9 protein-coding genes and 1 riboswitch are annotated in these 11,583 nt (G+C 59.3%); of the genes, 3 read left to right on the top strand and 6 right to left on the bottom strand.

The genetic code is table 11. The annotated features are described in order from the left end of the window. The first annotated feature begins 35 nt into the window (after nt 1–35). On the top strand, nt 36–227 hold the full coding sequence (locus tag UB90_RS07260) for a hypothetical protein (RefSeq protein ID WP_005609522.1): 192 nt from the start codon (nt 36–38) through the stop codon (nt 225–227). 252 nt (nt 228–479) lie between these two features. On the opposite strand, the gene UB90_RS07255 is transcribed toward UB90_RS07260, so the two are convergent. Then, nucleotides 480–893 (bottom strand): group III truncated hemoglobin, encoded by a 414-nt coding sequence (locus tag UB90_RS07255; RefSeq protein ID WP_065324278.1) that lies wholly within the window; start codon nt 891–893, stop codon nt 480–482. 291 nt (nt 894–1,184) lie between these two features. Here UB90_RS07255 and ileS point away from each other — a divergent pair, with 291 nt between their 5' ends. Then, nucleotides 1,185–4,166, top strand: coding sequence for an isoleucine--tRNA ligase (ileS, locus tag UB90_RS07250; protein WP_065324495.1), 2,982 nt, complete (start codon nt 1,185–1,187; stop codon nt 4,164–4,166). 80 nt (nt 4,167–4,246) lie between these two features. Here ileS and UB90_RS07245 read toward each other — a convergent pair whose 3' ends face one another. The 5 genes from UB90_RS07245 to gcvT form a co-directional block, all read right to left on the bottom strand. Then, nucleotides 4,247–4,705 (bottom strand): hypothetical protein, encoded by a 459-nt coding sequence (locus tag UB90_RS07245; protein WP_009177519.1) that lies wholly within the window; start codon nt 4,703–4,705, stop codon nt 4,247–4,249. Nucleotides 4,706–4,844: 139 nt separating this feature from the next. Continuing rightward, entirely contained in the window at nt 4,845–5,237 is a 393-nt protein-coding gene (locus tag UB90_RS07240; protein ID WP_065324277.1) for a hypothetical protein, read from the bottom strand. A gap of 230 nt (nt 5,238–5,467) precedes the next feature. Next, on the bottom strand, nt 5,468–8,317 hold the full coding sequence (gene gcvP / locus UB90_RS07235; protein WP_065324276.1) for an aminomethyl-transferring glycine dehydrogenase: 2,850 nt from the start codon (nt 8,315–8,317) through the stop codon (nt 5,468–5,470). A 127-nt stretch (nt 8,318–8,444) separates the two neighbouring features. Further along, nucleotides 8,445–8,804: a glycine cleavage system protein GcvH gene (gene gcvH, locus UB90_RS07230; RefSeq protein ID WP_005609533.1), complete on the bottom strand. Its 360-nt coding sequence runs from the start codon at nt 8,802–8,804 to the stop codon at nt 8,445–8,447. 43 nt (nt 8,805–8,847) lie between these two features. Beyond that, nucleotides 8,848–9,972, bottom strand: coding sequence for a glycine cleavage system aminomethyltransferase GcvT (gcvT, locus tag UB90_RS07225; protein ID WP_065324275.1), 1,125 nt, complete (start codon nt 9,970–9,972; stop codon nt 8,848–8,850). 186 nt (nt 9,973–10,158) lie between these two features. Then, nucleotides 10,159–10,265, bottom strand: a riboswitch (glycine riboswitch). A 159-nt stretch (nt 10,266–10,424) separates the two neighbouring features. Here gcvT and UB90_RS07220 point away from each other — a divergent pair. Continuing rightward, nucleotides 10,425–11,414: a type I glyceraldehyde-3-phosphate dehydrogenase gene (locus tag UB90_RS07220; protein ID WP_204161346.1), complete on the top strand. Its 990-nt coding sequence runs from the start codon at nt 10,425–10,427 to the stop codon at nt 11,412–11,414. Nucleotides 11,415–11,583: the final 169 nt, after the last annotated feature.

The raw sequence follows: 11,583 nt of genomic DNA, 5'->3' as shown, positions 1-11,583 counted from the left end.
CCTGCCCTTAGGGCCGTTCAGCCAAGGAGAGTGATATGACTACTTCCGCATGCAGCAGCTGTGCCTTCTATGAAGACCACAAAGCCAACAATGAACAGACGCTGGAAAACGCCGGTCTGTGCCGCTTCAACCCGCCGGTATTTCAACCAGAAGCAGCAGAGCGTGGGTACTGGCCCGTTGTCAAAAAAGATGACTGGTGCGGTCATTTTGAAAACGAAGCTGCCTGATCGCAGGGCAGCCAAGTGATTTGAGCAAACGCCAGCCAAGCCAGCCAGTTCGCCAGACATCTCCCTCGCCCGCCAGCATTCGCCAGCCAGCCCGGTAGATATCCAGCCCACCCGCAAGCACGCCAGTCATGCTCAAATCAGTACAGCAAGCCAGCCCGCGTTTCCTCGCCAGCCCGCTCGCTATTTCAAACCGCCTGAGGGTCCCCTCCGGCGGTTTCTTTATGGAATGCGCCTCCGCGCTATCCGAGACATTCAGATCAACCGCGGTGGCTCCCCCTTTGGCTGACGCATCGATTCAATGCCGGTGCGAAACCCTTCGCCTATACGATCTGCCAGATGCCCCCACTGCACGGCCTGCTCAGCGCTGAGTTCACGATTGAGCACGTTGTGAAACAAACCGAGCCAAATGGGGAAATGCTCTGGCTTCACATCTGGACGGGCCAGATGCTCTCGCATCGGGAACCCATCGTAGACCCGTTCGCGCAGGATAGCATTGCGCCAGAAATTGGCGATTTTTGCCTCATGTTCCGGCCAATCGGAGACATGCGCCGCGAACACTGGCCCGATGACAGGATGACGCCGTACCTCGCTGTAAAAGACGCGCACGACACGCCGGATATCATCCGTCGTAATGTCGAAACGAGCCAATGGATGCGCGTCCTGCATAGTCTCTCCGCTCCGCTCTGATAGCGCCCTCAAGGTAATAATAAAAACGCCCTGCAAAAAGGGGCGCATAGCGTCGCACCCTGCTGGATCCGCAGACGCACTTTACCCTTGCGCCGCAAGCCCCTATAAGCGCCCTCATGACACCGACTGCAACACGACGTGTGGCCATCATTATTCGAATTATAAACCCGGCGCTCTGAGTAGACGAGACGCCGGGCAAAGGTGCTTGAGTGATCGCACCGAACCGAATATCCCCAAACCGACCCGTTGATGCAAAAGGACGCCACCGATATGTGCGCCGAAAAAACCGAAGCCACGCCCGAATACAAAGACACGCTGAACCTTCCCAAAACCGATTTCCCCATGCGCGCAGGCCTGCCCAAGCGCGAGCCCGCATGGCTGGAACGCTGGGAGGAGATCGGCGTCTATGATCGTCTGCGCGAAAAGGAAGGCCGCCAGCCTTTCGTCCTGCACGACGGCCCCCCCTATGCAAACGGCCATCTGCACATTGGCCATGCGCTGAACAAGACCATCAAGGACATGATCGTCCGCTCGCATCAGATGATGGGTTTTGACAGCCGCTATGTGCCGGGCTGGGATTGCCACGGTCTGCCGATCGAATGGAAAATCGAAGAGCAGTACCGCAAGAAGGGCAAGAACAAGGATGCGGTGCCGGTCATCGAATTCCGTCAGGAGTGCCGCAAGTTCGCCGAGGGCTGGATCGACATCCAGCGCGAGGAGTTCAAGCGTCTGGGCATCACCGGCAACTGGCCAAATCCCTACATCACCATGGATTATCATGCCGAGGCGGTGATCGCCGAGGAGTTCATGAAATTCCTGATGAACGGCACGCTCTATCAGGGCTCCAAGCCCGTGATGTGGTCGCCGGTTGAAAAAACCGCGCTGGCCGAGGCCGAGGTCGAGTATCACGACAAGGAAAGCTTCACCATCTGGGTGAAGTTCAAGGTGGTTGATGCGCCAAGCAGGCTGGGCGCTGTTGGCCCCGGGAAAACTCCGTTAAACGAACAGGATACGCGTGGACCTTCCCTCGAAGATGCTTACGTCGTAATCTGGACCACCACCCCCTGGACCATGCCATCAAACAAGGCAGTAGTATACGGCGATGATATTGCCTATGGCCTCTATAAGGTGAGCGGCACGCCGGAGGAATGCTGGGTCAATGTCGGCGACAAGTATGTGCTGGCGGATAATCTGGCGGCTGATGTTTTCAAGCGCGCGCGTTTGGAGGATGACCAATGGACCCGCTTGCGTGACGTAACTACAGAAGAATTGAAGCAGGTCAGCCTCGCCCACCCGCTCGCCGGGGCCGAAGGTGCCAACGGTGAATGGGATGATATCCGCGACTTCCGCGCTGCTGATTTTGTGACCGACACCGAAGGCACCGGCTTTGTGCACTGCGCGCCCAGCCACGGGATGGAGGAGTTTGAACTCTACCGTGATCTTGGGATGCTGGAGCAGGTCATCACTTATAACGTGATGGACGATGGCGGCTTCCGTGCCGACCTGCCGTTCTTTGGCGGCAAATACATCCTCAACCGCAAGGGTGGCGAAGGCGACGCGAACAAGGCGATCATCGACAAGCTGGTCGAAGTTGGCGGGCTGATGGCGCGCGGCAAGATCAAGCACAGCTATCCGCACTCTTGGCGCTCCAAGGCACCGATCATCTATCGCAACACCCCGCAGTGGTTTGCGGGTGTGGACCGCAAGCTGGATGACGGCATGGGCGACTATGGCGACACAATCCGCGAGCGCGCGTTGCGTTCCATCGACGAACTGGTGAAATGGACCCCGCAGACCGGCCGCAACCGTCTCTATTCGATGATTGAGAACCGCCCGGACTGGGTGCTGTCACGCCAACGCGCGTGGGGCGTTCCGCTCACATGCTTCACCAAAAAGGGCGCACTGCCTACGGATGCGGACTATCTTCTGCGCAATGCGGAGGTAAACGCCCGCATCACTGCTGCCTTTGAAGAAAGCGGCGCGGATGTCTGGTATGAGGACGGTTTCAAAGCCAAGGTGCTCGACGGGATCGTGAACCCGGATGACTATGAGCAGGTGTTCGACGTGCTCGACGTGTGGTTCGATTCCGGCTCCACCCATGCCTTTGTGCTGCGCGACCGCGAAGATGGCACCAAGGACGGGATTGCCGACGTTTATATGGAAGGCACCGACCAGCACCGCGGCTGGTTCCATTCCTCGTTGCTGCAGGCCTCTGCCACCAAGGGCCGCGCGCCCTATCGCAACGTGGTGACGCATGGCTTCACGCTGGATGAGAAGGGCATGAAAATGTCCAAGAGCCTCGGCAACACCATCGTGCCCGAGGAAATCGTCAAGCAATACGGCGCCGACATCCTGCGTCTATGGGTGGCCCAGACCGACTACACCGCCGACCAGCGGATCGGTGCGGAGATCCTCAAAGGCACTGCCGACAGCTACCGCCGCCTGCGCAACACCATGCGCTACATGCTCGGTAGCCTCAGTGATTTCAGCGAGGATCAGCGGGTAGAGCCTGCAGATATGCCCGAGCTGGAGCAATGGGTACTGCACCGCCTGGCCGAACTCGATCACACCGTGAAAGCGGGCTATAAAGCGTTTGATTTCAACGGTGTGTGGCAAGCGATCTTTAACTTTGCCACCGTCGATCTGTCGGCCTTCTACTTCGATATCCGCAAGGATGCGCTCTATTGCGATGGCGACACGTTGAACGCCCGCGCCGCACGCACGGTGCTGGATATCCTGTTCCACCGTCTCACCACGTGGCTCGCGCCGATCCTCGTCTTTACCATGGAAGAGGTCTGGCTGGAGCGCTTCCCCGGCGAGGACAGCTCGGTTCATCTGGTGGATATGCCGGACACGCCGCGCGACTGGATTAACGAACCTCTGGCCGCCAAATGGGCCAAGGTGCGTCAGGCGCGTCGCGTTGTGACAGCTGCCCTTGAGGTTCAGCGTACAGATAAGGTGATCGGTGCGTCGCTAGAGGCTGCGCCCGTGGTGCATGTGCGCGAGGCGGATGTCTTGGCGGCGCTGGAGTCGGTGAACTTTGCCGATGTCTGCATCACCTCTGGCGTGCAGTTGACCAATGACCCAAGTCCGGCAGAAGCCTATCGTCTGCCGGAAATCGAAGGGGTCTCGGTTGTCTTTGAAAAAGCCGAAGGCGAGAAGTGCCAGCGATGCTGGAAGATCCTGCCAGATGTGGGCACGCACGCCCATCCGGGCACCTGTGGCCGCTGCAACAGCGCGCTAGCGAGCTGATAGGCAACACACGCTAAAAGAACAAACGCCCGGAGATGTTTCTCCGGGCGTTTTCATTTGGTGCGTCACCAACAGTTCGTTCAGGCGGCAATCCGGGATAAGACATCTTGAGTATTGGTATACATTTCCTGTGCAAAACTGCCTGAGGAAATGCCACGAAAGACATTATCCTGCGCATCCGCAGCTTGCTGCCGCATCTGACTATTCAGCAAATTCTCCAGCGGAGGCAGGCTGATCGGGTCGAGTGCGTCTGGCAGCGGTGGCAAGGGCCCTTCTGCTCGGATCGCATTCTCAGACGAAGGCACGGCAGATGCGCTGTCGTAGGCTGCAAGGCTATCGCTGCTGAACAGTGAATCCAGATCACGATCTTTTGGCGCTGGGTCATCACTCAGGAAATTGCCCAAGCGACTGTTGGCAAACTCAGCACCCGTGGCGCCGCTACCATTCGACGACAGAGCCACCGTATCTGTCACGGTAAAGACAACCGGCGTGATATTGCTCGAGGGCACACCAGAATAGGGGCGCATTGCTGTAATCATCTCAGTTCCTTTCCACCTGCGTGTCGGGTCGAGACTTCCCAATTTGGGGGTCAAAGGAATTATACTTGAGAAAACGTGGCTTCGGGCGCGGTCAATAGGCTTTTAGGTATTTCATCCAGACACAGGAGATCGCCTATCGCTACGGAGCCAGTATCTTTTTTGCGCGTTCATAGTTCTGGCGCGCGATCAAGGCACTCATCGGGATCGGCCCTTCAACGCTACCCGATATGAGACCTTGTAAATACCGGGATTGCGCAATGCTGCCTGCGCAGCTCGACGTTATATCTTCATGTTCGATGACTGTAACAGATTTCTGTTTTAAATCAGGGTCGTGTAGGACGAATTCCTGCTGGTTCAACGCTTGCTCGCGCTGTATGGCGAATGCCATCCCCCTTGACTTGCCAGTCGTCAAAGCGTCCCCTGCTTCCTGCGGGGCATTCTGCTCCCGCAGGGATTTATGCGACGGAACGACACCCTGCGTATGGCCCCGCAACATGCGGTAGACCCCAAGGTCGGCGGTGACAGGGTTCATGGATTTTCTTTCGGTCGCACAAATTATGTTCTCTCCATTTTAAGAAAATTTTCAATTCGGTCACTGAAATAGCGTCGTCTCCGGCGCGCGCAGGAGGATAGCTCACCGCTGCGAAGGTCGTACTTACCTCTCCCATAGGATGGACGCATGGCGTGGCTGCAGACGAACAAAGCCCTCCCGGAGGGGAGGGCTTTGCGGGAGCGATCACAGACCGCTATGTGGTGAGGGTGTTACTCTGCCGCTTCGGCGTAGTCGTCCATCGGTGGGCAGGTGCACACCAGATGGCGGTCGCCGTAGACATTGTCGACGCGGTTGACCGGCGGCCAATATTTGTCGACGCGGAAGGCCCCCGGAGGGAAGCAGCCCTGTTCGCGCGAATAGGGGCGATCCCAGTCTTTCACCAGATCTTCCATCGTGTGCGGGGCGTTCTTCAGCGCGTTGTTTTCGCGCGGCATCTCGCCTGCTTCGACGGCCTTGATCTCGTCGCGTATTGACAGCATCGCCTCAATGAAACGGTCCAGCTCAGCTTTGGTTTCCGATTCCGTCGGCTCCACCATCAACGTGCCCGCAACCGGCCAGCTCATGGTCGGCGCATGGAAACCGCTGTCCATCAGGCGCTTGGCCACATCGTCAACGGTCACATCCGCACTGTCGGCAAAGGGACGGGTATCCAGAATGCACTCATGCGCAACCCGGCCGGTCGGCCCCTTATAGAGGACGTCATAGGCCCCTTCGAGTCGCTTCGCGAGGTAGTTCGCCGACAGGATCGCCACCTTGGTCGCCTGCGTCAGGCCCGCGCCGCCCATCATCAGGCAATAGGCCCAGGAGATGGTCAGGATCGAGGCCGACCCCAGAGGTGCCGCCGACACCGGCCCCTCAACGCCGCCGGTTTCCGGATGGCCCGGCAGATGCTCGATCAGGTGCGATTTCACCCCGATCGGTCCCATGCCGGGGCCGCCGCCGCCGTGCGGGATGGCAAAGGTCTTGTGCAGGTTCAGGTGGCTGACGTCACCGCCCAGATCGCCCGGGCGGCTGAGGCCCACCATGGCGTTCATATTGGCACCATCAATATAAACCTGACCGCCCGATTCATGGGTGATCTTGCAAACCTCATGCACTGTTTCCTCAAACACACCATGGGTCGAGGGATAGGTGATCATGCAGCCCGCAAGGTGCTCGGCATGTTTTTCTGCTTTGGCGCGGAAGTCCTCAAGGTCGATATCGCCCTTTTCGTCGGACTTTACCGGAACCACTTTCCAGCCCACCATCTGCGCCGACGCCGGGTTGGTACCATGGGCGCTCATCGGGATCAGACAGATGTTGCGATGCCCCTCACCGCGCGCCTTATGATAGGCAGCGATGGTCAGCAGTCCCGCATATTCCCCCTGCGCGCCGGAGTTCGGCTGCATGGAGATCGCATCATAGCCGGTGATATCGCAGAGCTTCGAGGACAGATCGGTGACCAGTTCGCCATAGCCTTCCTGCTGATCCGCAGGTGCGAAGGGGTGGATGGTCGAAAACTCCGGCCAGCTCAGCGGCATCATTTCCGCCGCCGCGTTCAGCTTCATGGTGCAGGAGCCAAGAGGGATCATCGCCCGGTCCAGCGCCAGATCGCGGTCCGCGAGGCGACGCATGTAGCGCATCATCTCGGTCTCGGCCCGGTTCATGTGGAAGATAGGATGCGTCAGATATTCCGTCTTGCGGTGCATGTTCTCAGGCACCCGGTACTCGGGGCTGAAATTGTCATCTGCGCGCACGATGCCAAAGGCACGCCAGACCGCCTCGATGGTCTCGGGGCGCGTGGTCTCATCGACAGAGATCCCCACACGGGTTTCACCCACGCGACGCAGGTTGATGCCCTCATCAACGGCGGATTTCATCACCGCCGCCTGCAGCGGGCCGACATCCACGGTGATGGTGTCAAAGAACGCCTGCGGGTCAACTTTGAAGCCTGCTTCCTCAAGACCTTTGGCCAGACGCACGGCCTTGCGATGAATGCGCTGCGCGATTGCCTGCAGACCTTTGGGGCCATGGAAAACTGCATACATCGACGCCATTACCGCCAGCAGCGCCTGCGCGGTGCAGACGTTGGAGGTCGCCTTTTCGCGGCGAATATGCTGTTCGCGCGTCTGCAGCGACAAGCGATAGGCTTTGTTGCCATGTGCGTCGACAGACACGCCGACGATGCGGCCCGGCATGTTGCGTTTATAGGCGTCCTTGGTCGCCATATAGGCTGCGTGCGGTCCACCTGCGCCCACCGGCACGCCAAAACGCTGGGTGGAGCCAACTGCGATATCCGCCCCCATCGCGCCCGGCTCTTTCAACAGAGTCAGCGACATCGGGTCGGCCGAAACAACGGCGATGCCCTTGTGCTCATGCAGCTTGGCGATGTGATCGGTGAAGTCACGCACATGGCCATAGGTGCCCGGATACTGGAACAGCGCACCAAAGACCGCTTCGGGGTCCATCTTGTCGGGGTTGCCAACGATCACCTCGATCCCCAGCGGTTCGGCGCGGGTTTTTACCACCGCGATGTTCTGCGGGTGGCAGTCGCGGTCCACAAAGAAGGCCTTTGCCTTCGACTTGGACACGCGCTCCGCCATGGTCATCGCTTCGGCGCAGGCGGTTGCCTCGTCCAGCAGCGATGCGTTGGCGATCTCCAGACCGGTGAGATCCGAAATCATCGTCTGGAAGTTCAACAGCGCCTCAAGGCGACCCTGCGAGATCTCGGGCTGGTAGGGCGTATAGGCCGTGTACCACGCGGGATTTTCCAAAATGTTGCGCTGGATCGCGGGCGGGGTCACGGTGCCGTGATAGCCCTGACCGATCAGCGAGGTCATCATCTTGTTCTTGCCTGCGACCTCACGCATGTGAAACAGCAACTCGCGCTCGGACATCGGGCGACCAAAGTCCAGCGCCGTTTTCAAACGGATGGATTTCGGCACGGTCTCGTCGATCAGCGCATCAAGGCTGTCGGCACCAACCACCTTGAGCATCTCGGCCATTTCCTCGGGCGAGGGGCCGATGTGACGCCGATTGGCAAAATCATAGGGAAGGTAATCTGTCGGTTCGAAAGGCATCTTTTGCCTCCTTCAGGGTCTGTCAGATCTCGGGATCAAAGGCATGCAACAACGGGTCGGGCGCGCCCGGTGATGCCCTCGCAGGTAAAAGACGGGCCCGCGCCGGATGGCGGCGGGCCCGGAAACATCAGCCGATGAAGTCTTTGTAGCCGGCTTCGTCCATGTAGTCGTCCATCGGAGACATGTCGGAGACCTTGAGCTTGAAGAACCACGCCTCGCCTTCAGGGTCGTCATTGACCTTGGAGGGCGCGTCCACGATGGCCTCGTTCACTTCGACAACTTCACCGTCCAGAGGCGCAAGAATGTCGGAGGCCGCTTTGACGGATTCGATCACCACGATCTCATCGTCTTTGGAGACTTCGCTGCCGACTTCGGGCAGTTCAACAAAGACCACATCGCCCAGTTGCTCTGCCGCGTGCGCGGTGATGCCAACGGTCACGATCTCGCCTTCGACCTGCAGCCATTCGTGTTCTTCGGTATATTTCATGGGTTCTCTTCCTGTGTTGGCCGTTCTTTTCGGGGACGGGTGTTCAGCGTTTAAAGTTGGCTGCCACAAAGGGCAGTTTTGCGACGGTGACCGGCACGCGCTTGCCGCGCAGCTCACCGAATATCTGGGTCTCAAGGGCTGCGTGCTCTGCCGTTACATAGCCCATAGCGACAGGGCCGCCCACGGTTGGACCAAAGCCACCAGAGGTTATGGTACCGATCGGCGCGCCCCCTTCGGCAGCGGCATAAAGCACAACGCCTTCGCGCATCGGCGCGCGACCTTCGGGCTTCAGTCCCACACGCTTGCGCGGAGCATTCCCGCCGAGATCGGCAAAGACCGCATCCGCACCGGGAAAGCCGCCCGCGCGGTCGCCATCCGGGCGACGTACCTTCTGGATGGCCCAGCCCAGTGCGGCCTCAAACGGGCGCGTTTCGGTGTCGATGTCGTGGCCATAAAGGCAAAGACCACCCTCAAGCCGCAGCGAGTCCCGCGCACCAAGGCCGATCGCCTCAACGTCGGGCTGCTCCAGCAGCGCACTGGCAAACTGCGCCGCCACTGCCTCGGGTACGGAGATTTCATACCCGTCTTCGCCGGTGTAGCCGGACCGCGAAATCCACAGCTCGGCCCCCGCATAGTCAAGTGTCGCCACATCCATGAATTTCATCGCCGCAACACCGGGCACCAACGCCTCCAGTGCCGCCTCGGCAGCGGGGCCTTGCAGGGCCACAAGCGCACGGTCGGTGACTGGCTCGACGCTGATTTCAGGTTCCAGTGCGGCTTTCATACGGGCGATGTCGGCGTCTTTGCAGGCGGCGTTCACGACGACAAACAGATGGTCGCCACGGTTGGCAAACATCAGATCATCCTCGATGCCGCCAGCATCATTCGTAAACAGACCATAGCGCTGACGCCCCTCAGAAAGCCCCAGCACATCCATCGGCACCAGTTTTTCAAAGGCGTTTGCGACGGCCTCGTAGCTCTCACCGCGCAGGATCACCTGCCCCATGTGGCTGACATCAAAAAGCCCGGCCTTTTCGCGCGTATGGGTGTGTTCCTTCATGATCCCCAGCGGATATTGCACGGGCATGGAATAGCCTGCAAAGGGCACCATCTTGGCCCCGAGGCTTTCGTGCAATTCAGTAAGGGGGGTGGTCTTCAGATCCGACATTTCGGCCTGCCTTCCGCGTCTGCGGCCGGTGCGGTCAAATCACAACATGTCAACGCGTCGTTTGGCATCCGGCATCCAAGGTTTTGCACAGGCTCCGCCTGCGCGCTTTGATGCCCCCTCTGTCCCTTCGCCTGAGATCGTTATCCCTTCGGCGTCCCGGTCTGGCCGGGCCCTCTCCAGAGTAGTTACGCGCACACGGTCCTTTTGGCCTGAGAGTTTCCGGGGCGGTTGCTCCTTCGGCACCGAATTCCTCGGCCTGTGACGCCTTGGATCGGTTCTCCCATGTACTGCGGCGGACGCTACCAGCGGGCCGCATCTGACGCAAGACGGAATCGGTCCCCATCCTGTCGCAAATGGTTACCTATTTTGCCACCAAGGCAATTGTATCAAGCGATACGCATTATTGTGCGGGTGGATTGCCGGACGCAAAAAGCGCTGCCATAGCTTTGTGCATGAAGATAGTGATCAACGGATTCGGCCGTATTGGCCGCACGATCTTACGTCAGATCCTGACCAGCCCACGTGGCTCCGGGATTGAGGTGGCTTGCATCAACGACATCACCGATCCTGAGATGTGCGCCTATCTGTTTCAATACGACAGTACATTTGGCCCCTACCCCGGCGAAGTCTCGCTGGACGACGGTGCGCTCTGTATTGATGGGAGGCGTATCCCGCTCCATCAGCAAGCCAATGTGACCAATCTGGACCTCTCTGGCGTTGATCTCCTGATGGAATGTACTGGCATCGCGCGCACCACGGATCTGGCAGAACGTGGCCTAACGGCCGGAGCGAGCAAAGTCCTGATTTCCGGGCCTTCCCCTGCGGCGGAGGTCACTGTGGTCTATGGTGTGAATGATGATGCGCTCGCCGGTGCGCAGATCGTGTCAAATGCGTCCTGCACCACCAATGCGGTGGCCGGTCTTGTGCAACTGGTCGATGAGGTCGCGGGGATTGAAACCGGTCACATGACGACGATCCATTGCTATACCAACTCCCAACCTATGGTGGACACCCCGCGCGGTGATTTCGCCAGATCGCGTGGTGGCGCGCAGTCCATGGTGCCCACCACAACCTCTGCCACGCATCTGATCGATGTTGTCCTACCCCATCTGGCCGGGCGCATTTCGGGCGCGGCTGTGCGGGTTCCCACCGCCAGTGTCTCTGCGGTGGATCTGGTGGCCTCCCTCCAAAGCGACTGGGAAGAGGCACGCTTGCTGGCTGCGCTCAAAGACGCCGCCGCGCATTCCCCCATTCTCGGCTGGACCGAACAACCTCTGGTCTCCTCCGATCTGCGCGCGCGTCCAGAGTCGCTGATCATCGCCGCACCAGAGGCCCGCATGGTCGGTGGTCAACAATTGCGGACTTTTGGCTGGTACGACAACGAGTGGGGGTTTTCGGCCCGTATGCTAGATGTGGCGCGCGCCATGCACTCAGGCGCGTGATCGGCAAATTTCCGCCACCACAGGCCCACATCGCAACCTCACGTAGAACCATTCTGCGGGCGGAGGTTTTACGGCGCAGGTCAAGCGTGTAGCGTCAAACGCATATGCCGTGCGCCGGTTTTAGCCAACCGCGGCCCAACAGTTCATACGATTGCCCGCTGCCGGAGAC

It is taken from the genome of Tritonibacter mobilis, assembly GCF_001681715.1.
GTDB classification, from domain to species: domain Bacteria; phylum Pseudomonadota; class Alphaproteobacteria; order Rhodobacterales; family Rhodobacteraceae; genus Epibacterium; species Epibacterium mobile.
Note: the sequence above shows the minus strand (reverse complement) of the source record. Positions and strands in the feature narration are given on the sequence as shown.

What these genes read in the sequence shown, in the direction of transcription:
- UB90_RS07260 (WP_005609522.1), top strand. Translation starts at nt 36, where the DNA reads ATGACTACTTCCGCATGCAGCAGCTGTGCCTTCTATGAAGACCACAAA.
- UB90_RS07255 (WP_065324278.1), bottom strand. Translation starts at nt 893, where the DNA reads ATGCAGGACGCGCATCCATTGGCTCGTTTCGACATTACGACGGATGAT.
- ileS (WP_065324495.1), top strand. Translation starts at nt 1,185, where the DNA reads ATGTGCGCCGAAAAAACCGAAGCCACGCCCGAATACAAAGACACGCTG.
- UB90_RS07245 (WP_009177519.1), bottom strand. Translation starts at nt 4,705, where the DNA reads ATGATTACAGCAATGCGCCCCTATTCTGGTGTGCCCTCGAGCAATATC.
- UB90_RS07240 (WP_065324277.1), bottom strand. Translation starts at nt 5,237, where the DNA reads ATGAACCCTGTCACCGCCGACCTTGGGGTCTACCGCATGTTGCGGGGC.
- gcvP (WP_065324276.1), bottom strand. Translation starts at nt 8,317, where the DNA reads ATGCCTTTCGAACCGACAGATTACCTTCCCTATGATTTTGCCAATCGG.
- gcvH (WP_005609533.1), bottom strand. Translation starts at nt 8,804, where the DNA reads ATGAAATATACCGAAGAACACGAATGGCTGCAGGTCGAAGGCGAGATC.
- gcvT (WP_065324275.1), bottom strand. Translation starts at nt 9,972, where the DNA reads ATGTCGGATCTGAAGACCACCCCCCTTACTGAATTGCACGAAAGCCTC.
- UB90_RS07220 (WP_204161346.1), top strand. Translation starts at nt 10,425, where the DNA reads ATGAAGATAGTGATCAACGGATTCGGCCGTATTGGCCGCACGATCTTA.